This window comes from Caldimonas mangrovi (assembly GCF_023721835.1).
Lineage (GTDB): Bacteria > Pseudomonadota > Gammaproteobacteria > Burkholderiales > Burkholderiaceae_C > Caldimonas > Caldimonas mangrovi.
The window spans coordinates 165360-187766 of sequence record NZ_JAMKFE010000008.1; the positions used below are offsets into that span (position 1 = coordinate 165360).

The window sequence follows — 22407 nt, forward strand, 5'->3', positions numbered from 1 at the left end:
TCGGGTTCAGGCTTCGCCCGAGGGGGGCCGCTCCTGGGTTGCGTCGCCGGCCTGGCCTTCCGGCGCGTCGCCGGGTTGAGGCGCATCGCTGCGGTGCTCCGTCTTGCGCTTCAGCTTCTCTTCCTTTTTGCGCTTCTTGGCGAGTTCGCGTTGGCGTTTTTCATAAGAGTAATTCGGGGTGGCCAAAGGCTGGTCCTTTCGATCTCGCACGCGGGCGAACTGCGAAGGGGTGTATCGACCGGGCATGCCCGGTCGACACCCCTTCCGGGGTGAGTAACACGCCCATCCTACCCCCGGCCCGGCAGCTTGTGGGAGACTGCCGCCCCATGGCGCTCAAATCCACGATATTCAAGGTCGACCTGCAGGTGGCGGACATGGACCGCCACTACTACGGCGACCATTCCCTGACGATCGCCCGTCATCCTTCGGAGAACGACGAACGGATGATGGCGCGGGTGCTCGCCTTCGCGCTGTTCGCTCAGGAAGGCCTGGCCTTCGGCAATGGACTCAGCACCAACGACGAACCCGACATCTGGAAGCGTGACCTGACCGGCGACGTGGAGTTGTGGATCGACGTCGGCCAGCCTGACGAAAAGCTCATCCGCAAGGCCAGTCATCGTTCGAAGGCCGTGGTGGTGCTCAGTTTCGGACGCGTGGGCGAGGTCTGGTGGTCGCAGAACCGCGGGCCACTGGAACGGCTGTCGAATCTGCGGGTGCTGCATCTGCCGGCCGAGGCCGTGGAGCAACTCGTCGGCCTGGTGCAACGCACGATGCGCCTGCAATGCACGGTACAGGACGGCCAGATCTGGCTCGGGGACACCGAGCAGAGCGTGCAGCTGGAAGTCGCGACCTGGAAGCAGCCCTCGTAGCGCCGCGTCAGGCGCGCTGCAGCCCTTGCTGCCGGTCGCGCAGCCTGCGCATCAGGCGCCAGCCGAGCAGCACGCCGAGGACGGCTGCATAGACCGCCACCTCGGCAAAGTCGTTCTTGCCCGAGCGCATCCAGAAGAAATGGAGCAGCCCCAGGCACGCCACGGCGTAGACCAGCCGATGCAGCCGTTGCCAGCGGGCAGCGCCGAACGCCTTGATGGCCCGGTTGAACGACGTGGCGGCCAGCGGCGACATCAGCACCAGCGCCGCGAAGCCGACCAGGATGAAGGGCCGTTTCGCGATGTCGCGGGCGATGTCGTCGAGGTAGAAGCCCATGTCGAACCATGCGTAGGCCAGCAGGTGCAGCAGGCCGTAGAAAAACGCGTACAAGCCCAGCATGCGGCGAAAGCGCGCCAGCGCGTGCCAGCCGGTCCAGGTGCGCAGCGGCGTGACGGCGAGGGTGAGGCACAGCAGGCGCAGCGTCCAGTCGCCCAGAGAGCGGATCAAGGCCTCGGCCGGGTTGGCACCGAGCGTGTCGGCCACCGCGCCGTAGAACAGGCTGGCGAACGGCAGCAGGCACGCCAGGAACACCAGCGGTTTGGCGGCAGGGTGCAGCAGCAAGGCTTTCACGTCGCCGAGTCTCAGTAGTTCTTCTTCAGGTCCATGCCTGCATACAGCTGGCCCACCTGGGCCTCGTAGCCGTTGAACATCTGCGTCGGCCGTTTGCGCTGGAACAACCCGTCCTCGCCGATGCGGCGTTCGGTGGCCTGGCTCCAGCGCGGGTGGTCGACCTTGGGGTTGACGTTGGAATAGAAGCCGTATTCCTGCGGCGCCGCGGCCACCCAGGCGGTGGTGGGCGGCTTCTCGACGAAGCGGATGCGCACGATGGACTTGCCGCTCTTGAAACCGTACTTCCATGGCACGACCAGGCGCACCGGCGCGCCGTTCTGGTTCGGCAGCACCTCGCCGTACAGGCCGAAGGTCAGCAGCGTCAGCGGGTGCATCGCCTCATCGAGCCGCAGGCCCTCGACATACGGCCAGAGCAGCACGCGCGAGCTGACGCCGGGCATCTGCGTCTTGTCGGCCAGCGTGTGGAACTCGACATACTTGGCGCTGCCGGTCGGCTCGACGCGCTTGATCAGCTCGGCCAGCGAATAGCCGACCCACGGCACCACCATCGACCAGCCCTCGACGCAGCGCAGACGGTAGGTGCGCTCCTCCATGGGGCTGAGCTTGAGCAGATCGTCGATGTCGTACACCCGGGGCTTGCCGACGGCACCTTCGACCGAGACGGTCCACGGGCGCGTCTTCAGCGTGCCGGCGTTGCGTGCCGGGTCGTCCTTGCCGGTGCCGAATTCGTAGAAGTTGTTGTAGCTGGTGACGTCGTCATAGGGCGTCAGTTTCTCCATCGTCATGGCGCCGGCCGCAGCGCTGCGTGCGCCGGGCAATGCCGCAAGCTTGTTCGGGCGGGCGGACTGCGCCATCGCTTCGCGGCCGGACCAGGCCGCCAATGCGGCGCCTGCGCCACCGGCAGCCATCCACTTCAGCAGCTCGCGCCGCTGCTCGTAGACGGCGCGGGGCGTGATCTCCGAAGGGATCGAGTGCTCGAAACCGCGGTCTTTGCGCGTATGCATGGGGTCGGTCCTTACCTGTGCGTGTTCGTGGGCGCCCCGGTTTTTCCGGGGAGATGCCGGTTCGAACGCCGCAGTCTGCGGATGGTTCCTCCCTCGAGCCAGGGGGAATACCAGTGTAAGGACCCGTGCCTGGCCCCGACCAAGCAGGTCGGCACGGCCGGGGTGTCAACGGCCGAGGTCGTCGTGGAAATCGGTGTCGATGACGTCCAGCCCCGCCGTCGTGGACGGCGGGTTGCCGGCACTCACGTCGAAATGCGTCACCGCTTCGAGCGCAACCGGGTCGAACAGCTTCAGCGAGTTCTTGCCGCGACTGTCGCGGAAGCTCTTGCGCGAGAAGAGCTTCTGCTGCGCCTCGGACGGCAGGTCGGTGATGCGGATGACGTTGCGGTCGATCAGCAGGTCGATCACGTCCTCGAGCACGCGCACGAAGTCCGCGTCCAGCGCGCGGAAACGGTCGTCAGCCACCGGGCGACGGCCGACGAAGGCGTCGACGTCAGGGTGGTCGTCGGGCAGGAATTCCTGGGTGTCGGCCGTCGGCTCGCGGTGCAGGCTGACGATGACGCCGTGGACGTTGCGGGCGACGAAGGGCATGTCTGGGCGGCGTAAGCAGTCTGGTCGGCCACTATACGCCGCGGCCTGCAACCCTGCTCACAGCTCGCCGTAGGAATGCAAGCCCGAAAGGAACATGTTCACGCCCAGGAAGGCGAAGGTGGTGACCACCAGTCCCACCAGGGCCCACCAGGCCGCCACGGTGCCCCGCAGGCCCTTCATCAGCCGCATGTGCAGCCAGGCGGCGTAATTCAGCCAGACGATCAGCGCCCAGGTCTCTTTCGGGTCCCAACTCCAGTAGCCGCCCCAGGCTTCCGCCGCCCACAGCGCCCCGAGGATGGTCGCGATCGTGAAGAAGGCGAAACCGATGGCGATGGACTTGTACATCACGTCGTCCAGCACGTCGAGATTCGGCAGCCGCTCGGCGATGCGACGCCGGGCGAACAGGATGCCGCCGACGATCAGGGCCGACAGCCCGAAGTAGACGGCCCAGTAGGCGCTCGTGCCGCCGTCGGTCGACTTGCGGAACACCAGCGGCTCGAAGCAGAGCACCACGCCGAGTGCCCACAGGGGCGTCAGCTTGTACCAGCGCGTCTCGCCCGCCTGCTGCTTGATCAGGTAGGCGAACGCGACCATCGCGGCGAGAGCGAAGGTGCCGTAGCCGATGAAGTTGGCCGGCACGTGCAGCTTCATCCACCAGCTCTGTAGCGCCGGCACCAGCGGCTGGATCTCGTGCGCACCGCGCACCAGCGTGTACCACAGCAGGAAGCCGACCGCCGCGCTGACCACCAGCATCGCAAACGCGCCCAGTGCGCGTGTCTTGTACTGGTCTTCGTAGTAAAGGTAAAAGGTGGTCGTCAGCCAGCAGAACAGCACGAACACCTCGTACAGGTTGCTGACCGGGATGTGGCCGATGTCCGGGCCGATCTGGTGGCTTTCGAACCAGCGCACCAGCGTGCCGATCAGCGCCATGGCCACGGCCGTCCACGCCAGACGCGAACCGAGGCGCTCGGCGGTGCCGGCGCTGCCGCGCGCGAAGAAGCCGATCCAGTAGAACGCCGTGCTCATGAAGAACAGCACGCTCATCCAGAGGATCGCGCTCTGGCTGGACAGGAAGTACTTCAGCAGGAACACGTTCTCGCCTTGCGCGAGGTCGGCGCCGAAGCCGTCCTGCGTGCGCGAGTACAGCGCGATCGCCAGCAGCGCCGCTGCCGAGACCCCGACCATCAGGGTGCGCAGCGGCTTCCAGAACCAGCCGAGCCAGACCGCCGCCGGAACCGTGCCGACCAGGATGGCTTTCTCGTACCCGTCCATCGAGCCGGCATAGCGGCTGAAGGCGACGACCGCACCGACGACGACCAGCGCCGCGAACAGCCAATCGAACCAGTTGCGCCGCGCGAAGTAGCCGGGGGCGTTGAGGGAGAGGGTGGTGGTGTTCATCGTGCCTCCTTGGAGGGATCGGCCGCCGGCAGCAGGGCGGCTTTCAGGGACTCGAATTCGTGGTCGGCGTCGAGCGTCTTGCGCGTTGACGACAGCGCGGTGGTCAGCTGCGTGGTGCTGCCATCGGCCGATTGAAGCCAGATCCACAGGCGGCGTTCGCGCACGTAGAGCATCGCGAAAACGCCGATCACCAGCAACAGGCAGCCCAGATAGACCAGTTTCTTGCCCGGCGCACGTGCGAGCTGGAAGACGCTGGCTTGCACCTGCTCGAAATCCTGCAGCTGCAGCAGCATGGGGGCCGGATAGAAGCCGGCGTCCGACAGCGACAGCACGGCCTGCGTCATGAAGGCCTGGGTCTTTTCGTCGCCGGGCAGCGGGGGCAGACCCGCGGCTTCGCGCGTCATCTGGGCCAGCTCGAACAGCACGCCATTGAGGATGCGGATCAGCACTTCGGACGTGCGTGCGCGCTCGGCTTCAGGCACGTTGACCTGCATGAAGTCAGCCAGGGCCTGCAACCCGCCGGTCACCGGCCCGCCGGGTTCGACCGGCTCGACGCCGGCGAACAGGTTCAGCCCGCGGCGTGCCGAAACGGTGAGCTGCTGCGCGAGTTCCGGCTTGCTGCCGTCGATCGCCTTGCTGACGTAGCGGGCAATGGCCCGCTCGCGCAATGCCGGGTCCTGCAGCGCGGCGTGCAGGCGCAGCCAGGTGTCGAGGCTGTCGGTGTCGTCGGCAGGAATGCGCAGGTAGCGGAAGCCGTCGGCCGGGTTGTCGCGCACGCCGGCGAGAAACACGCGCTGACCGTCCAGCTCGACCGGCAGCATGTAGTTGTGGAACTCGCGCGCCTGGCCACTGGCGTCGCGCAGCTTGTAGCTCACCGACGGGCCGACGTTGCGCATCGACTTGTCGCCCGGCGCCTTGGCACCCGAACCGAGATGTTGCTGCAGGCTCTGCACCAGGTCGACCTTGCGCACGTCGGTCGCGCTGTCCGGGACAGTGCCGAGGTTCTCGACGTTGATGACGCGCAGGCCGGTGAATTCGAGCGTCAGCTTCTGCTCGCGGTTGGTCAGCGTCGTGGAATCGCCGACCACGCCGGACACCTCGAAGCTGTCGCCATGGCTGTTCATCGGGTGGGCGCGCAGCTTCAGCTTCGAGCCGCCGTCATCGAAGCTCGACTGGTAGATCGCGACGCCGCGGTGGAAGGCCGGCTCGTTGACCTTGACGGTGGCCGGGATGGCCTCTCCGGTCTCGTGGTCATGGATCACGATCTGGCTCGCGAAGAGCTTGGGCATGCCGGTTTCGTAGTAGTCGACGATGAACTTCTTCAGTTCGATGTCGAAGGGCAGTGGCTGCAGCAGCACGCCATCGGACTGGTTCAGGATCACCGTGTCCGAGCGCGCGCCCTCCGGCACCAGCAGGTTGCCGCGGAACGTGGGGTTCGAGAGGCTCAGCCGGTGCTGGTCTGCAACTTCGGAAATCAGGCCTGCGCCGGCGTACGGCTGCTTGCCGGCCAGCCACATCTGCGCCCGCACCACCAGGTCGCCGTCGAACAGGCCGCCCAGGCAGATCAGCACGATTGCCGAATGTGCCGCCAGGTAGCCGATGCGGTTGGCGCCGCCTTTCTTGGCCGCGACCATCACGCCGTGCTCGCGCACCTGTGCCTTGGCCCTCCAGCCGTTGCGCTGCAGCAGGCGGGTGATGCGGGACAGCGCTTCGTCGCGGCTTTCGGCGAGCACGCCGCTGGCCTTGTGGTGGAAGGCCTGCAGGCTGCGCTCGCGCACGTATTCCTTGTAGGTCTTCAGGTCGTGGAGCACCTTGGGGGTGTTGCGCACGATGCACAGGCTGGTCGAAAGCACCAGGAAGGCCAGGATCAGCAGGAACCACCAGGCGCTGTAGACCGAATACAGCCGCACCGCGCCGAACACCTCGGCCCAGTAGGGGCCGAACTGGTTGACGTAGTTCACGAACGGCTCGTGCTGCTTGATGATCGTGCCGATGACCGAGGCGATGCAGATCACCGTCAGCAGCGAGATCGAGAAGCGCATCGACGAGACCAGTTCCACCGCATCGCGCAGCGGACGCGAGCCGGATCGAACTTCAAGACCGGTGGTGGACGAGGAGGACATGGGCGGGATTATCGGTTTGCGCCGCGGAACGCGGCAGCCGCAAAAGAGAAAAGGCGGGTACCCCTGCCAGGGACCCGCCTTTGTGCTTTTGGTTCAGCGTGCGGTTCAGCGCAGACCGGCAATGTAGTCGGAAACCGCCTGGATCTCGCGATCCGACATTCTTGCGGCGATGGCCGTCATCTGGGCGCTGTTGTTGCGCGCGCCGCTGCGGAAGGCGTTCAGCTGCGCTTCGGTGTAGTCGCTGTGCTGGCCGCCCAGGCGCGGGTACTGGGCCGGAATGCCGGCACCGCTGGGGCTGTGGCAGCCGGCACACGCGGCGACCTGCTTGCCGGCGATGCCGCCGCGGTAGATCTGCTCGCCCAGTTGCACCAGATCCTTGTTCTTCGCGAAACCGGGCTTGGCCTGCTTGGTGGCATAAAACGCCGCCACGTTTTTCATGTCGGCTTCGCTCAGCGCCGAGGCAAAGCCCTGCATGACCGGGTTCTTGCGCTTGCCGCTCTTGAACTCCGTCAACTGCTTGACGAGGTAGTCGGGGTGCTGGCCCTGCAGGATCGGGTTCGCGGGGCTGCCGCGCGAGCCGTCCACGGCGTGGCAGGCGGCGCAGACCTGAGAAGCGATGGCCTGGCCCTTGGCCAGATCGGGCTTGGCTGCCGCGGGCGCATCGGCCGCCAGGGCAGGAGCCAACGCAAACGCAGCGAGCAGCAGGGTAGCGATCGATTTCATGTCGTGGGAAGGATTTTGTGGGCAGGGTGCAAAACCGCGGGATTTTACAATGGCCTCCAACATGTCCGATACCCAACGCTCCGGCGCGCCGCCGACGCCCGTTTCGCCGGCGGCTTCCGCCGGCAAGACAGCACTCGCGTGGGCCCACACGGCCCGCTTCCTGACCACCGCGAGCCGGCTGGACCAGCTGCCCCCGCACGAGTTACCCGAGATCGCCTTCGTCGGCCGCTCCAACGCCGGCAAATCGACCGCCATCAACACGCTGACGCAGCAGCGCCAACTGGCGTTCGCATCGAAGACGCCGGGACGCACCCAGCACATCAACCTGTTCGAGCTCGGGCCTAAAAGTGCCGCCGATACGGTGTTCGCCGACCTGCCGGGCTACGGCTACGCTGCGGTCGAGCGCGCCGCCAAGCTGCGCTGGCAGGAGGTGATGGCCGAGTACCTGGCAGTGCGCCGCAGCCTGAGCGGCGTGGTGCTGCTGGTCGACCCCCGCCACGGGCTGAAGGATCTCGACCGGCAGCTGCTGCAGTTCGTGGCGCCGCGCGTGACCACCGGGCAGGTCAAGCTGCTGGTGGTGCTGACCAAGGCCGACAAGCTCAACCGCAAGGAAGGCAACGAGGCGCTGCGCGAGGCGCAGGCGGCGCTGGCGGAATTCGTCACCGACGAGTCCGACATCGGCGTCACGCTGTTCTCGGCGCTGAAGAAGACCGGCCTCGAGGACGTCGCCACCACGCTGTACGACTGGTCGCACCCGCAGGCCACGTCGGACGGCGCCGCCTGAGGCGCGCGTCAGCGCCGGGTCTGGGCCACGGACTTGCGGGCGGCCGGCTTGCCTGCGGGCTTGCGGTTGTTGGCGTTCAGGTGGTGATCGCTCATGCCGCAGTGGTTGAGCGCGTCTTCGGCGTCGCCTTTCTCGTCGGTGGCACCGTTGGTGTGCGCCAGCTCGTGAATCAGCGTGGCCAGCACCGCCCACTTGCCGCCCCGCAGCGCCTTGGTGCCGAGCGTCACGTCCATGCCGGCGGTGGCGCCGGCGTCCGGGCCGGTCGGGTCGTGGTGTATCCAGTATTTGCGCGAGCCGTTGACGATATCGCTCAACGAGCGCCGCCCGGGCATCTGCTTGAAGAAGGCGTCGCAGGACGACTGATGCTTGGTCAGCACCCGGCTGGCCAGCAGATCGATCGCGTCGCGCACCACCTGGAGGTGTTTTTCGTCGGCGAAGGCGGTCCACGAGGTGCCGTCGGCCAGGCTGGCGGGCGTGACGAGGCGCCTTTCGCCCAGGCTGTTGAGCGAGGTGTCCCGCGTCTGCGGGACCATGTTGATGCGAAGCATGACGGGTGTTCCTTGCGTACGGAGTCGGTGTCCCTTGCGCAAGCCGGCCTGCAGCCAGCGCCAAGGTGCGGCGCAGTATAGGAACGGCTCTGGGCGCGGACCGTCCCTCGTTGTAGGGACTCGGCGGGCTGAATCTAGGGGGTGGGGGCGGGCGTGCGGTGCGTCGCCCACGTGACGGCGAGGGGCGGCCATGCGGCCGATACTGGCTCGCGTCACAGCCCTTGGGAGGCGCCCATGACTCTGCCCGCCATCGAGACCTTCGTCGCCGACCTGCCCCACGGCATCCGTCTGTCGTGCCGCGCCTGCGGCCCTCAGGGCGCGCCCGTGCTGGTGTTCCTGCACGGTTTCCCGGAAGCGGCCTTCGTCTGGGACGAGGTCATGCGGTCGCTGGCCGACCGCTACCGCTGCGTTGCGCCCGATCTGCGGGGCTACGGGCAGTCGTCGACGCCGCCCGAGGTCGAAGCCTATCGCGCCAAATACCTGGTGCAGGACATCGCAGCGCTGATCGATACGCTCGGTGCACCGATTGCCGCGCTGGTCGCGCACGACTGGGGCGGTGCGGTCGCCTGGAACCTCGCGGTCCAGCAGCCGCAACTGATCGAACGGCTGGCGATCATCAATTCACCGCACCCCGGCACCTTCCTGCGCGAGCTGCAGCACAACCCGACGCAGCAGGCGGCCAGTGCCTACATGAATTTCCTGTGCCGGCCGGACGCCGAGGCGCTGCTGGCCGAGAACGACTTTGCCCGGCTGTGGCCGTTCTTCACCGGCATGAACGGCGGGGCGTGGCTGACCGAGACGGTGAAGCAGCAGTACCGCGAGGTGTGGCAGGCCGGATTGACCGGTCCGCTGAACTACTACCGAGCCTCGCCGATGCGCCCACCGACACCGGACGACCCCGCAGCGATGAAGCTGCAGTTCAGTGCCGAGCAGGTGACGGTGCGAGTGCCCACACTGGTGCTGTGGGGCGAGGCTGACACGGCGTTGCCGCCGGCGCTGGTCGACGGGCTGGAGGAATTCGTGCCGGTGTTGCGGCTGCATCGCGTGCCGGGAGCCACCCACTGGGTCGTCCACGAGCAGCCCGGGCTCGTCAGCCGCGCGCTGAGTGAGTTCGTCGGCCACTGAGGCGGCTCAAGCGGGGTCGTCCAGATCCTGCATCATGCTGTCGACGGCTCGCTGCACCAGGGAGCGGTCTTCCAGCAGCGTGATCAGCCCTTCGCCCAGCAGGCGCTCGACCGCACGGCGTGTCAGCGAGTGCGACTGGCCTGCATGTTGGCTGGAAAACATGAACAACTGGCCGTTGTCGCTGGCCCACATCAACTGCGCGTTGGTCCACACACCCTGCACGAAGAGGTGGAACCAGGTGCCAGGCACCAGCCGTGACATCCACGCTTCACGCGCTTCGCGCCCGGCCTGGGTGTCGCTGTCGGTCATCAGTCCCACCGGAACGGTGGGCAGGGTGCCACGGTCGGCCGGCTCGTCGGTGTCGAAGGGCAGCAGGCTGGACTCCTCGCGCATGCGCTGCACGAGTTCCTCGGCGGTCAGCTCGTGCTCGGCACGCTCGGCAGGAGTCGCGGCCCCCGGCGGCGGACGCAGCGACTCGGCGTGGCGTGCCATCAGCTCGGTGAACAAGACTTCGCGCTGCGGCTTCGGCCACGCGATCAGATCGAGCCCGCCATGCACACGTGCCAGCAGATCGGGCAGCATTGCGCGCAGCCGCTCGCGGTCGGCCGGCGCGGGCATGGGCTGTACGCTCCACAGCAGGTCGTCGACGGTGCGCAGCAGCTCGGCGGTCTCCCGGCTGTTCTCGCCATGGCGCATGAGGGATTCCGTCATGGCATCGACCCACGGCCCGAACAGGAAGTCGCGCAACGGCTCGCTCAGCGGTCGGCCTTGCATCTGCCTCACCTGCTGGCGCAACACGCTGCGCAGCCGCTCCTTGTGTTCCGCCCGCTGCAGGGCTTCCATGGCTTGTCGCGAACGCTCCAATGCTTCGCGGCTGCGCGCGTCCAGGTAGTCGTTCACTTCCTGCAGCGCGTCGCGGTAGAGCTGCGCGTCGGCATGCGGAGCGGAGGTCACGCGGGCGATGAGATCCTGCAGGAAGCGCAGAAAGTCGGTCAACCGCTCGTCGGACGGGTTGCTGTAGCCGGCACAGTGCGAGGCCACCCGGTTGAGCAACTGCCAGGTCGGGTGGTCGTGCTGCTGCAGCAGCGCCGGGTCTCGCAGGGCCACGCGCAGCACCGAGGGCTGCAACTGACCGAGCACGTCCTTCACCGGCGTCAGCAGTCGCGGATCGGCCAGGATCTGGCCGAACAAACGCGACAGCAGTTCTTCGACCTGCGCCCGCTCCATCGCTGCCGGTGCGGCGGCCGCCGGCTGGCCGGAACCGGGCAGCGCCGGGCTGCCCGCCGGTGCCAGGCGTACCTTGTCGAGCAGCCCGTGCAATGCCCCGGGGCGGGTGATGTCCACCCGTACGGCAGGCGCCGTCGGCGTCGTCACGGCACGGAAGGCCAACGGCTGGATGCCTTGCTGCGACAGCTTGCGGCACAGCGCCGCGTACTGGGTCTTGAGGCTATCGGCGAGCAGTTTGCTGGCCGTGCGCAGCAGCAGCATGCGGCTGGGTTGAGACAACGCGATCGCGCGCGCCGCCTGGCTCAGTGCACGGGCGTACACCTCGGGGCGCACCGGGTTGGCCTCTTTGCGGATGGTTGCTTCGCCGCGCAGTGCGGCGGTGTAGGCCTGCACCTCGGAGAGCTCCCACTCGGCGGTGGCTTCGATCAGCGTGATGGTGCGCGAGACCTCGATGTCTTCTTCGGCTTGGTGTTCGTCGACCAGCGTGAGCGCATCCAGGCTCAGCGTCTGGTGCCGCGGCACCAGCGTCGGCGTGGACTCTCGCGCTGCTTCGAGAATGCGCTCGGCCATGGCTTGGGTCAGCGCCTGCACCAGCATGTCGTGCTGGCGCTGCAACGCCTCCATCAGGCTGAAGAACTCCTGGCGGTCGCGTGCGACGGCCAGGCTCAGGCCGGAGCTGCGCAATTGCTCGGTCGTCCGGTTGACGATCTGTGCGGACAGCGGGCCGGCATCGGCAACTGCCTGATCGACGTGAGCCTGGAACAGGGAGGAGGTCGGCATGCGCCGCATTATCGAGCGGCCCAGCCGAAACGGGCAAAAGAAAAGGGCCGCCTTTCGGCGGCCCTTTTGCGCAGGGACAGGGTCCGGGCAGGACTTACATGTCCATGCCCATGCCGCCCATGCCGCCGGGCATGCCACCGGCAGCAGGCGCGTCGTCCTTCGGCGCTTCGGCGACCATGGCTTCGGTCGTCAGCATCAGCGAGGCCACGGAAGCAGCGTTCTGCAGCGCGGTGCGGGTCACCTTGGTCGGGTCCAGGATGCCCATCTCGATCATGTCGCCGTAGGTGTCGTTGGCAGCGTTGAAGCCGTAGTTGCCCTTGCCGCCCAACACGGCGTTGACCACCACGCTCGGCTCGCCACCGGCGTTGGCCACGATCTCGCGCAGCGGGGCTTCGATCGCCTTCAGCACCAGCTTCACGCCAGCGTCCTGGTCGGGGTTGTCGCCCTTGATTTCGCCAGCCGCTTGGCGGGCACGCAGCAGCGCCACGCCACCGCCGGCCACGATGCCTTCCTCGACGGCAGCACGGGTGGCGTGCAGCGCGTCTTCGACACGGGCCTTCTTCTCCTTCATCTCGACTTCGGTGGCAGCGCCGACCTTGATGACCGCCACGCCGCCAGCCAGCTTCGCCACGCGCTCTTGCAGCTTCTCGCGGTCGTAGTCGGAAGTCGCTTCCTCGATCTGGATGCGGATCTGCTTGACACGGGCTTCGATGTCGGCCGCGGCACCGGCGCCATCGATCAGCGTGGTGTTTTCCTTGCCCACTTCGACACGCTTGGCCTGGCCCAGGTCGGCCAGCGTGACCTTCTCGAGCGTCAGGCCGACTTCTTCGGCGATGACCTTGCCGCCGGTCAGGATGGCGATGTCTTCCAGCATGGCCTTGCGGCGGTCGCCGAAGCCGGGGGCCTTGACGGCCACGACCTTCAGGATGCCGCGGATGGTGTTGACCACCAGGGTCGCCAGCGCTTCGCCTTCGACTTCCTCAGCGACGATCAGCAGCGGACGGCCGGCCTTGGCCACCTGCTCCAGCGTGGGCAGCAGGTCGCGGATGTTGCTGATCTTCTTGTCGTACAGCAGCACGAACGGGTTCTCGAGGATCGCCGACTGCTTGTCCGGGTTGTTGATGAAGTAGGGCGACAGGTAGCCGCGGTCGAACTGCATGCCTTCGACGACGTCCAGCTCGTTGTCGAGCGACTTGCCGTCCTCGACGGTGATCACGCCTTCCTTGCCGACCTTGTCCATTGCGTCGGCGATGATCTTGCCGATCGACTCGTCGGAGTTGGCGGAGATCGAGCCGACCTGGGCGATTTCCTTGGAGGTGGTGGTCGGCTTGGTGGCCTTGCGCAACTGCTCGACCAGGGCCGTCACGGCCTTGTCGATGCCGCGCTTCAGGTCCATCGGGTTCATGCCGGCGGCCACGTACTTCATGCCTTCGCGCACGATGGCCTGGGCCAGCACGGTGGCGGTGGTGGTGCCGTCACCGGCGTTGTCCGAGGTCTTGGAAGCGACTTCCTTGACCATCTGGGCGCCCATGTTCTGGAGCTTGTCCTTCAGCTCGATTTCCTTGGCGACCGACACACCGTCCTTGGTCACGGTGGGGGCGCCGAACGAACGCTCGAGCACCACATTGCGGCCCTTCGGGCCCAGGGTCACCTTGACGGCGTTGGCGAGGATGTTGACACCCTCGACCATGCGGGCACGGGCGTCGCCGCCGAAGACCACGTCTTTTGCTGCCATGTTTGAATTCTCCGTATGCTTGAAACTTGTTGGGGTGGAAGTCCGGGCAGGCCTGGATTACTTCTCGATGACGGCGAAGAGGTCTTCCTCGCGCATCACCAGCAGCTCGTCGCCGTCGACCTTGACGGTCTGGCCGCTGTACTTGCCGAACAGGACGCGGTCACCCACCTTGACATTGAGGGCCACGAAGTCGCCCTTGTCGTTGCGCTTGCCCGGGCCCACCGCGAGCACTTCACCCTGGTCGGGCTTCTCGGCGGCGTTGTCGGGGATCACGATGCCCGAAGCGGTCTTGGTTTCATTCTCGAGGCGCTTGACGATCACGCGATCGTGCAACGGACGAAGTTTCATTGCATCTCCTTTGAATAGGAAGGCACTGCTGGAACAGGAATGAGCGCATGTGAGCGCTCATTTACATTATTGGGCGTCTGACGTAATCGCCGTCGCCCGGATCACTAGCACTCACCGATGGAGAGTGCTAACAGCCCGAATTATAAGGACGGCCGGACGCGTTTCAAGAGCTGTCGAAAACTTCAGGGCGGCGGGTTCAGGGCACTTCGCGGCCGGCCGCAGCCGACCAGACTTCGTGCCAGGTGGGCGCGTCCATCGGGCGGTCGAGCGCGTCGACGGCCTGGCGTACCGCATCGGCGCGGCTGGAACCGACGATGGGCAGCGGCTGCGACGGGTGCCGCAGCAACCAGGCATAGACGACCGTCGCGACCGGCGCATGCCAGCGGGCGGCGATGGCTTCCAGGCAGGCTCGCACGCGCACCGCCTGCGCATCCTGCCCGGTGAACAAGCGGCCGCCGGCCAACGGCGACCACAGCATCGGCTTGCAACGCAGTTGCTGCGCCTGGTCCAGCGTGCCGTCGTGCAGCGCAGCCATCTGCAGCGGCGACAGCTCGACCTGGTGGGTGACCAGCAGGGTGCGGCTGGCCAGCAGCGCGAACTGCGCCGGCGTGAAGTTGGAGACGCCGAAGTGCAGCACCTTGCCGGCGCGGCGCAGGTCGTCGAAAGCCCGCGCGACCTCGTCGGCGTCCATCAGCGGATCGGGGCGGTGGATCAGCAGCAGATCGAGCCGGTCGGTGCGCAGCTCGCGCAGCGAGTTCTCGACCGAGGCGACGATGTGGCCGTACGAGGTGTCGTAGGCCTTGAGCCGGTGCTGCGGTCGCGCGCCGGCCACCAGCTGGATGCCGCACTTGCTGACCAGCTGCAGGCGTTCCCGCAACTGCGGGGCAAGCCTCAGCGCCTCGCCGAACAGGCCTTCGACGGTGTAGCCGCCGTAGATGTCTGCGTGGTCGAAGCTGGTGACACCCAGCTCCAGGCACTGCTCGATCCAGTTCAGCCGCTGCCGGGGCGTCCAGCCCCAGCTGTCCATGCGCCAGGCGCCGGCAACGATGCGCGACAGGCGAGGGCCGCCGGGGGAAAGCTCGACCGGAGCGGCGACCGACATCAGACGTTGAAGAGAAAATGCAGCACGTCGCCATCCTTCACGATGTACTCCTTGCCTTCAGCGCGCATCCTGCCGGCATCCTTGGCGCCCTGTTCGCCCTTGTAGGCGATGAAGTCGTCATAGGCAATGGTCTGCGCACGGATGAAGCCGCGCTCGAAATCGGTGTGGATCACGCCGGCCGCCTGCGGTGCGGTGGCGCCGATGGGCACTGTCCAGGCGCGCACTTCCTTGACGCCGGCGGTGAAGTAGGTTTGCAGGCCCAGCAGCTTGAACGCTGCACGGATCAGGCGGTTCAGGCCGGGCTCGTCCTGCCCCATCTCCTGCAGGAACATCAGGCGGTCGTCGTCGCCCATGTCGGCCAGCTCGGCTTCTGTCTTGGCGCAGATGGCAACCACCGGCGCGCCCTGTTGGGCGGCATATTCCTTCAGCCGGTCGAGATAGGGGTTGTTCTCGAAACCGTCCTCGGCCACGTTGCCGACGAACATCGCCGGCTTGGCGGTGATCAGGCACAGCGGCTTGAGCACGAGCTGCTCTTCCTTGCTGAAGTCGATCGTGCGCACCGGCTTGCCTTCGTTCAACGCGGCCTGGCACTTGTTCAGCACGTCGACCAGGCGCTGCGCCTCCTTGTCGCCCCCGGCCTTGGCCACCTTGATGTAGCGCTGCAGGCTCTTGTCGACAGTGGCCAGGTCTGCCAGGCACAGTTCGGTCTGGATCACCTCGATGTCGGAAATGGGATCGACCTTGCCGGCCACGTGGATGACGTTCTCGTCCTCGAAGCAGCGCACGACGTTGACGATGGCGTCGGTCTCGCGGATGTGCGCCAGGAACTGGTTGCCCAGCCCTTCACCCTTGGAGGCTCCGGCCACCAGGCCGGCAATGTCGACGAACTCGACGATCGCCGGTACCACCCGTTCCGGTTTCACGATGTCGGACAGGGCCTGCAGCCGGGGATCGGGCAGCTCGACGATGCCGACGTTGGGCTCGATCGTGCAGAACGGATAGTTCTCGGCGGCGATGCCGGCTTTCGTGAGGGCATTGAAGAGCGTGGACTTGCCGACGTTGGGCAGGCCCACGATGCCGCATTTGAGGCTCATGGCGGGCTTTCCGGAGAGGAAGGGAAACGGGGGATTTTACGGGGCGGAGGAAGAGCCCGCCGCGGCGCCGGGACGGCGCAGCAGCGGGCCGATCCGCTCGATCCGGTTGGTCCAGATGCCCCCTGCATAGTCGGCCGGCAGCCGCGCAAGCGCCTCGGCGTCGTCGATGCCGCGGCTGAAATCGCCGCCGGTATAGGGCCCGAGCACGACCACATCGCTGCCGGCCGCACGCAGCCGCCGCACCAGCCGGTGCGGCCAGCCCCATAGCCACGGCGCCAGGTTGCTCGGCACCAGCATCAGCGAGTTGCGGCAGGCCTGCGGGACATGGCCGCTCCAGCCGAGCGCAGCGTAGCGGGTCAGGCACTGCATCAACGAACGCCTCGACGCCACCCGCGCGGCGGGCAGTGCGGCCTGCAGCGCATCCAGCGGCTCGGCGCTGCCGTAGACCACCAGCCGGGCCAGCTGTGCCGCAGGTAGATGGGCGAGCTTGCGCGCGAGCAGGGCGCCTTCCGCCGGGTCACGGCTCTTGACGTGCACCAGGAAACGCTGCTGCGGGAATCGCCGCAACACCTCATCGAGCGACGGCATCAGGCCCACGCCTCGGCCGCGCAGCGGGAAGCTGCGTCCACCGTCGGCGCTGTAGCCGTGGCCGACGTCGAGCGCCTTCAATTGCGCCAGTGTTGCCTCGCGCGTCACGCCCTGTCCGTCGGTGCGGCACTCCAGCGTCCAGTCGTGGAACACCGCGACATCGCCGTCGGCCGTCGGCTGGACGTCGAACTCGACCACCTCGGCGCCGGCGGCGATCGCGGCGGCCATCGACGGCAGCGTGTTCTCGATGTAGTCGTGCAGCGGCGGCACGATCCGGGTCGCGGTGCAGGTGTCGTTGCCGACCCCGTCGAGCGGGAAGGTCTGGTGCACGCCGCGGTGCGCCAGCAGCCACGCGCCGGCAGAAGGCGGATCGACCCAGACGGACTGGTTGCCCAGCCACAGGGCCGCACCTGCCGCCGCGGCGACGAAGAGCGCCAGACGCAGTCTTTTGCCGCCGGCGCGCGACATCAGAACTTGAAGCTGGCGGCGCCGGTGGCGCCGCGCCGCAGCAGGTGTTCGATGCCGCCGAGGATGATGGCATTCATGCCGAAGGTGAGCGCGCCGTCGAGCCGCGGGTCGGCCCGGTAGGTCGCGAGCGTGTCGCCCGGCTCGTGGCCGCGCTCCCCGGTGGCCGGGTCGACATTGGGAATGGGGCAGCGCGGGCAGGGCTTGACGAGCTTGAGGTGGACGCGGCCCTGCTCGGTGTCGATCCACAGCTCGTCGAGATAGTCCTCGCCGTGAGGGTCGAGCGAGCCATCGATGCCGTCGATCACCAGGTTGGGCCGGAAACGCTCGATGCCGACCGGCACCACGCCGCGTGCGGACAGCTTCTCGTTCAGCCCGTCAAGCGAAGGCTGCGAGATCACCAGCACCGGGTAGCCGTCGCTGAACTGGTTCTCGGCCTCGACGCCCTCGGTCCACCGCAGACTCGACAGCCGCTTCTGCTCGGGGTCGAAGCGCACCAGCCGCACACGCTGGCCGAGGAAGTCGCTGAACCAGTGCGCGGCGAGATCGCCCATGTCGTAGGCCTTGACGCTGTCGTTCCAGACCTGCACGGTGGTCGGCGCCTCGACGGTGTCGTAGGCCACGTGCAGCGCCAGCATGCCCGGGGCGCGCAGCACCATGTCGGCGTGGCGCAACTGCGGGCGGATCAACGCCATGCGCGGCAGCTCCCGCTGGGTGACGAAGTGGCCCTGCTCGTCGACCACCATCCAGGCACGATCGAACTCCAACCCCGTCTCGACCAGCAACGACTCGTCGAGCGGCACGCCGGCGCAAGACTTGACCGGGTACACGTACAGGCCCGAGACCAGAAAACTCACATCGCTCACTTCAATGGCTCCCCATGCGGCCGCACACCGTAGCCGCCGAGCGGTGCCGCCGGCGCCGCGGAGCGGGTCATTTCAACAGATCCTTCAGCTTGTCCTTGAGCGCGTCGCGCGGCTTGGTCGGTTTCGCGGGAGCGGAAGCGGCGGGCGCGGCCGGTTCTGCGGACGGGACGCCCAGCTCCTTCTTCAGCTTGTCCGCGAGCTTGTTCTTCAAGGTGTTCTCGGCGGCACCGACTGCGACGGCGGACCACTGAACGCGCCAGTCGATCGCATCGAGCGGGCCGGTCAGCCGCACCGGCACGGTCAGCCCGCGCAGTGCCGCCAGCTCGGCGCCGCCCTGACCCTTGGAGGTGCCGGCGACCACGGCGCGCGCGGTGTAGTCGATGCGGCTGCGGCCGATGTCGATCGCACCTTCGCCGCCCAGGCGCAGGAACGGGCTCTTGACGTCGAGGTCCCGGTTGCGCGCCACGCCGTCGGCGATCTGGAAGCTGGCACTCAGCTCCGAGAAGTCGGTCTTTTCGGTCTGGCGCGCCTGCTGCACCGCGTCCTTCTGCAGCGTCAGCGCAGCCTTGGCCTCGCGCAGCGTGCGCGCGAGGTTGATGCCCTTGATCGCGCCGTCGCGCAGTTGCAGCGCGGCCTGCCCGTCGAGGCGGGACTTCATTTCGCCGACGGTCTTGCCCGCCGACTCGAGGTCGAAGCTGACGCGTCCGCGGCCTTCCAGCACGTCCTTCTGCGCGACGTCCTGCAGCGCGGCGTTGATATCGATGTTGGTCGCCGCCCCCTTGAACATCACGCGTTGCGCACGCGCGTCGGCAAACGCATCGGCGTCGATGCTGCCGCTCCAGATGCGGCCGGCCAGGGTGCCGACGCGCAGCATGCCGCCATCGAGCGTGGCCTCGATGCGGGCGTCGTCGAGTTGGTAGGGGCGGTAGATCAGTGAACCCGCCTTCAAGGACAGACTGCCTTGCAGCGAGCGCAGCGGCGAGAGATCGATCGGGCTGTCGGCGCCGCCGGTTGCCGCCGGTTTGCCGGCGGTCGCCGCCGAGGGCTCGGCCAGCAGCGTGTTCAAGTCGAGTTTTGCGAACTGCCCCTTGGCATGCACCGTCGGCACCGTCCCTGCAAAGGCGGCAGTGCCCTGCGTGTCGAACGCGTTGTTGTTCAGTGCGCCGGCAAGCTGCCACTGGGCGGCCTGGGCCGAGGCTTGTGCGCGGCCCTTGACGGCGATCTGCAGCGGTTTCAGCGACGGGTCCTGCAGTTGCGCCTGCAACTCGAGCTTGTCGAGCGCGACGGCGGTTTTGGCGATCTGCAGCAGCAGGTCGGTGCGCAGCGAGCCGGACAACTTGCGTTCGCCGCTGCCGGCGAGCGTCGCCTCGAAGCCGGGCAGACGCACTTCGTCGAAGCTGCCGCTCGGCGCCGCAGAGCGGAAGTCGGCGCTCCAGCCTTGTGCACCGCCGAGCGCCACGCGGCCCTGCAGCGCGCTGCCCTTCAGCGACGAGCCTTCGACCTGCAGTTGCGGCCATTGCAGACGGGCCTCGATCGGCTGCTTGTCGCGCACGGCCTTCAGTTCGACCGCCAGTTGCTCGACGGCGAGCGCGCGGCGTTGCGGTTCGTACGAGAAGCGCTGCAAGGACACGGTCGACGGTTCCAGCTTCAGCGCGCCCAGCATGGCGCTGCTTTCCAGTCGTAGCCCTTCGGCGCGCAGCGCGCCCTGGCTGCCGTCATAGGCGAGATTGCCGCTTGCGCGCGTGTCGAGCGCCTCCATGCCGAGCGCGCTGCCGGCGTAGGCGAGCTTCATGTCGGTCAATGCCAGCGAGCCGCTGTCGAGGGCCAGGCGCAGCCGCGTGTCGCCTTTCAAGTCGCCGCGCACCGACGGCTGCACGAGATCGAAGCCTGCGTCGAGTGCGACCGGGGACTCCACGCCGTCGGCGAGTCGCCCGGTGGTGAGCGAACGCAGGTGCACCTCGCCTTGCAGCTTGGCCGGCACGTCGTGCATCGAGACGCGCACGTTGCGCAGCTCGATGCCGTTGACGTCGAATTGCAGGCTGCGACCGGAGCCGTCGTTCCCGCTGTTGTCGGGCTGCTTGTCGGACTGCAGCAGGTCGTCGATGTTGCGACGCCCCTGCGCGTCGCGCGTGTAGCGCAGCCGCAGGCCGCTGGCCTGCACACGGTCGACGACGAGCTGCTTGCGCAGCAGCGGCAGCACCTCCACCGCGAGCGCGGCCTGGTCGAGCCGCAGAAATTCATCGGCGCGCCGATGCTCGCTGAGCGACACCTGGCGCAGGGTCACCTCCAGCCGTGGGAACACGCTGAGCGAGACCGGGCCGTCGATCGCGAGCGTGCGCTGCTTGTGCTCACGCGTCCATTCGATCAGCGTGCCCTTGTAACGGTTGGCATCGAAGGTGGCGACCAGATAGGCGGCCGCCGCGGCAAGCAGCAGCAAGACGGCGCCGAAGGCGATGGCAGCGGTGCGGATCCAGCGTTTGACGTGTGGGCTCATGGTCGGGCTATTGTGCCGAGTCCGGGTGACGCCTGCCCGCTCCTACAATGCCGCGGATGAATCGCTATGACGTCTTCATCCGCGGTAGCGGCATCGTCGGCAAGGCGCTCGCGCTCGCGCTCGCGAAAGCCGGCCTCGGTGTAGCGCTGGGCCGCACGCCGGCCAGGGCGGCAGCTGAAGACGTGCGCACCTATGCCTTGAGCGCCCGATCGGTCGCGCTGCTGCGCTCGGTGAAGGCCTGGGACGCCTTGCCGCCGGATGCCGCGACGCCGGTCTACGACATGCGCATCGAGGGCGATGCCGCCGCAGGGACGACGCTGCCCGGCGTGCTGCAGTTTTCCGCCTGGGAGCAGCAAGTCGGCGAGCTGGCGTGGATCGTCGACGCGGCAGCGCTCGAAGACGCGCTGTCGCAACTGGTGCGCTTCCAGCCCCACGTCACCGAAGTGGAGGCCGCGATGCCGGCCGCACTGACCGCCATCTGCGAGGGCAAGGAATCGGCGGCCCGGGAGGCGCTGGGCGTCGAGTGGCAGCGGCATGCCTATGGGCAGACGGCGATCGCCGCTCGGCTGGCGAGCGACCGGCCGCACCGTGGCATTGCGCGGCAGTGGTTCCGCTCGCCCGACGTGCTGGCGCTGCTGCCGTTCGATCGCCCCGAGGCGGGCGGGTCCTACGGCCTGGTCTGGTCGGTGCCCGAGGCACGCGCCGCCGAGCTGATGGGGCTGGACGAAGCGGGTTTCATGCAGGCGCTGCAGGAAGCGAGCGGCGGCGCGGCCGGTGCCTTGTCGCTGCGCTCTGCGCGCGTTGCCTGGCCGCTGTCGCTGGCCCAGGCCAGCCGCTGGAGCGGCCCCGGCTGGGTGCTGCTCGGCGATGCCGCCCATGTGGTGCACCCGTTGGCCGGGCAAGGCTTGAACCTCGGCCTGGCCGACGTGGACGCGTTGGCACGGGTGCTGCGCGAGCGCGAGCCGTGGCGGCCGGTCGGCGACGAGAAGCTGTTGCGGCGCTACGAACGCGAGCGGGCGGCGCCGACCTGGGCGATGGGCCGCGTCACCGACGGTTTGCTGCATTTGTTTGCAGCGCCGGCCGCCCCGTTGCGGGAACTCCGCAATAGCGGCCTGGGTCTAGTCAACCAACTGAGCCCCGTGAAGCGCTGGCTGACGCGCCGGGCACTCGATTCCTGAAACACTTCCAAGGACGACACATGACGATGCGCAAGGTGGCCATGGCGGCCGTACTGATGGCCGCAGCCGCCGGGGCCTGGGCCCAGGATGCAGCAATTCGCAAGAACCTGGCCGAGCGCCTGCCCAACCTGCCGGCGATCGACGAGATCACCAAGACGCAGGTGCCGGGCCTCTACGAGGTGCGCGTCGGCAACGACGTGCTCTACACCGACGCGGAGGGCAACTACCTGATCCAGGGCCAGATCATCGACACCCGGTCACGCAAGAACCTGACGGAGGAGCGTGTCAACAAGCTCACCGCGATCGATTTCGCCAGCTTGCCGCTGAAGGACGCCATCGTCTGGAAGAACGGCAGCGGCAAGCGCAAGATCGCCGTCTTCGCCGACCCGAACTGCGGCTACTGCAAGCGCTTCGAGCGCGACTTGCAGGCGGTGAAGGACGTCACGGTCTACACCTTCCTGTTTCCGATCCTGGCGCCGGACTCGACCACCAAGTCGAACGCGATCTGGTGTGCGAAGGACCGTACCAAGGCCTGGCAGGACTGGATGCTGCGCGGCGTGACGCCGGCCGCGGCGCCCGCAAACTGCGAAACGCCGGTGGCGCGCAACACCGAGCTGGGCCGCAAGCACCGCGTCAATGGCACGCCGGCGCTGGTGTTCGAGGACGGCACACGCGTCCCCGGTGCACTCAATACCGAGCAGATCGAAGCACAACTGGCAGAAGTCTCGCCACGCTGA

General features: G+C 67.5%; 21 protein-coding genes. 5 read left to right on the forward strand and 16 right to left on the reverse strand.

Going from position 1 to position 22407, the window contains the following annotated elements; genetic code table 11:
- Positions 1-6: 6 nt before the first annotated feature.
- A complete protein-coding gene (locus tag M8A51_RS14890; RefSeq protein ID WP_251779254.1) occupies positions 7-186 on the reverse strand; it encodes a hypothetical protein in 180 nt (59 codons plus the stop codon).
- A gap of 140 nt (positions 187-326) precedes the next feature.
- On the opposite strand from M8A51_RS14890, the gene M8A51_RS14895 reads away from it, so the two are divergent.
- Positions 327-869 carry a YaeQ family protein gene (locus tag M8A51_RS14895; protein WP_251779255.1) on the forward strand — a complete coding sequence of 181 codons (543 nt, stop codon included), beginning with the start codon at positions 327-329 and terminating at the stop codon, positions 867-869.
- 7 nt (positions 870-876) lie between these two features.
- Here the strand turns inward: M8A51_RS14895 and M8A51_RS14900 are convergent, their stop codons facing one another.
- The 6 genes from M8A51_RS14900 to M8A51_RS14925 all read right to left on the reverse strand — a co-directional run bounded on the left by M8A51_RS14900 (position 877) and on the right by M8A51_RS14925 (position 7336).
- A complete protein-coding gene (locus tag M8A51_RS14900) occupies positions 877-1497 on the reverse strand; it encodes a protein-methionine-sulfoxide reductase heme-binding subunit MsrQ (RefSeq protein ID WP_251779256.1) in 621 nt (206 codons plus the stop codon).
- A gap of 11 nt (positions 1498-1508) precedes the next feature.
- Positions 1509-2501: a protein-methionine-sulfoxide reductase catalytic subunit MsrP gene (msrP, locus tag M8A51_RS14905; protein WP_251779257.1), complete on the reverse strand. Its 993-nt coding sequence runs from the start codon at positions 2499-2501 to the stop codon at positions 1509-1511.
- A gap of 165 nt (positions 2502-2666) precedes the next feature.
- On the reverse strand, positions 2667-3092 hold the full coding sequence (locus tag M8A51_RS14910; RefSeq protein ID WP_251779258.1) for a hypothetical protein: 426 nt from the start codon (positions 3090-3092) through the stop codon (positions 2667-2669).
- A gap of 57 nt (positions 3093-3149) precedes the next feature.
- Positions 3150-4490, reverse strand: coding sequence for a c-type cytochrome biogenesis protein CcsB (gene ccsB, locus M8A51_RS14915; RefSeq protein WP_251779259.1), 1341 nt, complete (start codon positions 4488-4490; stop codon positions 3150-3152).
- A complete protein-coding gene (locus tag M8A51_RS14920; RefSeq protein WP_251779260.1) occupies positions 4487-6613 on the reverse strand; it encodes a cytochrome c biogenesis protein ResB in 2127 nt (708 codons plus the stop codon). The genes ccsB and M8A51_RS14920 overlap by 4 nt, the downstream gene beginning before the upstream one ends.
- 105 nt (positions 6614-6718) lie before the next feature.
- On the reverse strand, positions 6719-7336 hold the full coding sequence (locus M8A51_RS14925; protein ID WP_251779261.1) for a c-type cytochrome: 618 nt from the start codon (positions 7334-7336) through the stop codon (positions 6719-6721).
- Between the two features lie 61 nt (positions 7337-7397).
- Here M8A51_RS14925 and yihA point away from each other — a divergent pair, with 61 nt between their 5' ends.
- Entirely contained in the window at positions 7398-8120 is a 723-nt protein-coding gene (gene yihA / locus M8A51_RS14930; protein ID WP_251779262.1) for a ribosome biogenesis GTP-binding protein YihA/YsxC, read from the forward strand.
- Between the two features lie 8 nt (positions 8121-8128).
- Here the strand turns inward: yihA and M8A51_RS14935 are convergent, their stop codons facing one another.
- Positions 8129-8668, reverse strand: coding sequence for a hypothetical protein (locus tag M8A51_RS14935; protein ID WP_251779263.1), 540 nt, complete (start codon positions 8666-8668; stop codon positions 8129-8131).
- Between the two features lie 234 nt (positions 8669-8902).
- Between M8A51_RS14935 and M8A51_RS14940 the strand changes: the two genes are divergently transcribed.
- A complete protein-coding gene (locus M8A51_RS14940) occupies positions 8903-9793 on the forward strand; it encodes an alpha/beta fold hydrolase (RefSeq protein ID WP_251779264.1) in 891 nt (296 codons plus the stop codon).
- Positions 9794-9799: 6 nt separating this feature from the next.
- On the opposite strand, the gene M8A51_RS14945 is transcribed toward M8A51_RS14940, so the two are convergent.
- From M8A51_RS14945 to M8A51_RS14980, 8 genes are all read right to left on the reverse strand, one after another.
- On the reverse strand, positions 9800-11800 hold the full coding sequence (locus M8A51_RS14945; protein ID WP_251779265.1) for a DUF1631 family protein: 2001 nt from the start codon (positions 11798-11800) through the stop codon (positions 9800-9802).
- Positions 11801-11894: 94 nt separating this feature from the next.
- Positions 11895-13535 carry a chaperonin GroEL gene (groL, locus tag M8A51_RS14950; RefSeq protein ID WP_251779266.1) on the reverse strand — a complete coding sequence of 547 codons (1641 nt, stop codon included), beginning with the start codon at positions 13533-13535 and terminating at the stop codon, positions 11895-11897.
- A gap of 57 nt (positions 13536-13592) precedes the next feature.
- Complete coding sequence (groES, locus tag M8A51_RS14955) at positions 13593-13883, reverse strand: co-chaperone GroES (protein ID WP_047196392.1); 291 nt, start codon at positions 13881-13883, stop codon at positions 13593-13595.
- A gap of 196 nt (positions 13884-14079) precedes the next feature.
- A complete protein-coding gene (locus M8A51_RS14960) occupies positions 14080-14985 on the reverse strand; it encodes an aldo/keto reductase (protein ID WP_251779267.1) in 906 nt (301 codons plus the stop codon).
- Entirely contained in the window at positions 14985-16079 is a 1095-nt protein-coding gene (gene ychF / locus M8A51_RS14965; RefSeq protein WP_251779268.1) for a redox-regulated ATPase YchF, read from the reverse strand. Before ychF ends, M8A51_RS14960 begins: the two co-directional genes overlap by 1 nt.
- 36 nt (positions 16080-16115) lie before the next feature.
- Positions 16116-17135 carry a glycerophosphodiester phosphodiesterase family protein gene (locus tag M8A51_RS14970; protein ID WP_251779269.1) on the reverse strand — a complete coding sequence of 340 codons (1020 nt, stop codon included), beginning with the start codon at positions 17133-17135 and terminating at the stop codon, positions 16116-16118.
- Complete coding sequence (locus tag M8A51_RS14975; protein ID WP_251779270.1) at positions 17135-17998, reverse strand: MOSC domain-containing protein; 864 nt, start codon at positions 17996-17998, stop codon at positions 17135-17137. Before M8A51_RS14975 ends, M8A51_RS14970 begins: the two co-directional genes overlap by 1 nt.
- A 67-nt stretch (positions 17999-18065) precedes the next feature.
- On the reverse strand, positions 18066-20492 hold the full coding sequence (locus tag M8A51_RS14980; protein ID WP_251779271.1) for an AsmA family protein: 2427 nt from the start codon (positions 20490-20492) through the stop codon (positions 18066-18068).
- A 56-nt stretch (positions 20493-20548) separates the two neighbouring features.
- Here M8A51_RS14980 and M8A51_RS14985 point away from each other — a divergent pair, with 56 nt between their 5' ends.
- Both M8A51_RS14985 and M8A51_RS14990 read left to right on the forward strand, forming a co-directional pair.
- Positions 20549-21670, forward strand: coding sequence for an FAD-dependent monooxygenase (locus M8A51_RS14985; RefSeq protein ID WP_251779272.1), 1122 nt, complete (start codon positions 20549-20551; stop codon positions 21668-21670).
- A gap of 20 nt (positions 21671-21690) precedes the next feature.
- On the forward strand, positions 21691-22407 hold the full coding sequence (locus tag M8A51_RS14990) for a DsbC family protein (protein WP_251779273.1): 717 nt from the start codon (positions 21691-21693) through the stop codon (positions 22405-22407).

Excerpts from the sequence above, each read along its gene's own strand:
- M8A51_RS14940 (WP_251779264.1), top strand. The coding sequence starts at position 8,903 with ATGACTCTGCCCGCCATCGAGACCTTCGTCGCCGACCTGCCCCACGGC.
- M8A51_RS14970 (WP_251779269.1), bottom strand. The coding sequence starts at position 17,135 with ATGTCGCGCGCCGGCGGCAAAAGACTGCGTCTGGCGCTCTTCGTCGCC.
- M8A51_RS14960 (WP_251779267.1), bottom strand. The coding sequence starts at position 14,985 with ATGTCGGTCGCCGCTCCGGTCGAGCTTTCCCCCGGCGGCCCTCGCCTG.
- M8A51_RS14925 (WP_251779261.1), bottom strand. The coding sequence starts at position 7,336 with ATGAAATCGATCGCTACCCTGCTGCTCGCTGCGTTTGCGTTGGCTCCT.
- M8A51_RS14920 (WP_251779260.1), bottom strand. The coding sequence starts at position 6,613 with ATGTCCTCCTCGTCCACCACCGGTCTTGAAGTTCGATCCGGCTCGCGT.
- groES (WP_047196392.1), bottom strand. The coding sequence starts at position 13,883 with ATGAAACTTCGTCCGTTGCACGATCGCGTGATCGTCAAGCGCCTCGAG.
- M8A51_RS14990 (WP_251779273.1), top strand. The coding sequence starts at position 21,691 with ATGACGATGCGCAAGGTGGCCATGGCGGCCGTACTGATGGCCGCAGCC.
- ychF (WP_251779268.1), bottom strand. The coding sequence starts at position 16,079 with ATGAGCCTCAAATGCGGCATCGTGGGCCTGCCCAACGTCGGCAAGTCC.
- M8A51_RS14980 (WP_251779271.1), bottom strand. The coding sequence starts at position 20,492 with ATGAGCCCACACGTCAAACGCTGGATCCGCACCGCTGCCATCGCCTTC.
- groL (WP_251779266.1), bottom strand. The coding sequence starts at position 13,535 with ATGGCAGCAAAAGACGTGGTCTTCGGCGGCGACGCCCGTGCCCGCATG.
- M8A51_RS14935 (WP_251779263.1), bottom strand. The coding sequence starts at position 8,668 with ATGCTTCGCATCAACATGGTCCCGCAGACGCGGGACACCTCGCTCAAC.
- M8A51_RS14910 (WP_251779258.1), bottom strand. The coding sequence starts at position 3,092 with ATGCCCTTCGTCGCCCGCAACGTCCACGGCGTCATCGTCAGCCTGCAC.
- msrP (WP_251779257.1), bottom strand. The coding sequence starts at position 2,501 with ATGCATACGCGCAAAGACCGCGGTTTCGAGCACTCGATCCCTTCGGAG.
- yihA (WP_251779262.1), top strand. The coding sequence starts at position 7,398 with ATGTCCGATACCCAACGCTCCGGCGCGCCGCCGACGCCCGTTTCGCCG.
- ccsB (WP_251779259.1), bottom strand. The coding sequence starts at position 4,490 with ATGAACACCACCACCCTCTCCCTCAACGCCCCCGGCTACTTCGCGCGG.
- M8A51_RS14895 (WP_251779255.1), top strand. The coding sequence starts at position 327 with ATGGCGCTCAAATCCACGATATTCAAGGTCGACCTGCAGGTGGCGGAC.
- M8A51_RS14985 (WP_251779272.1), top strand. The coding sequence starts at position 20,549 with ATGAATCGCTATGACGTCTTCATCCGCGGTAGCGGCATCGTCGGCAAG.
- M8A51_RS14945 (WP_251779265.1), bottom strand. The coding sequence starts at position 11,800 with ATGCCGACCTCCTCCCTGTTCCAGGCTCACGTCGATCAGGCAGTTGCC.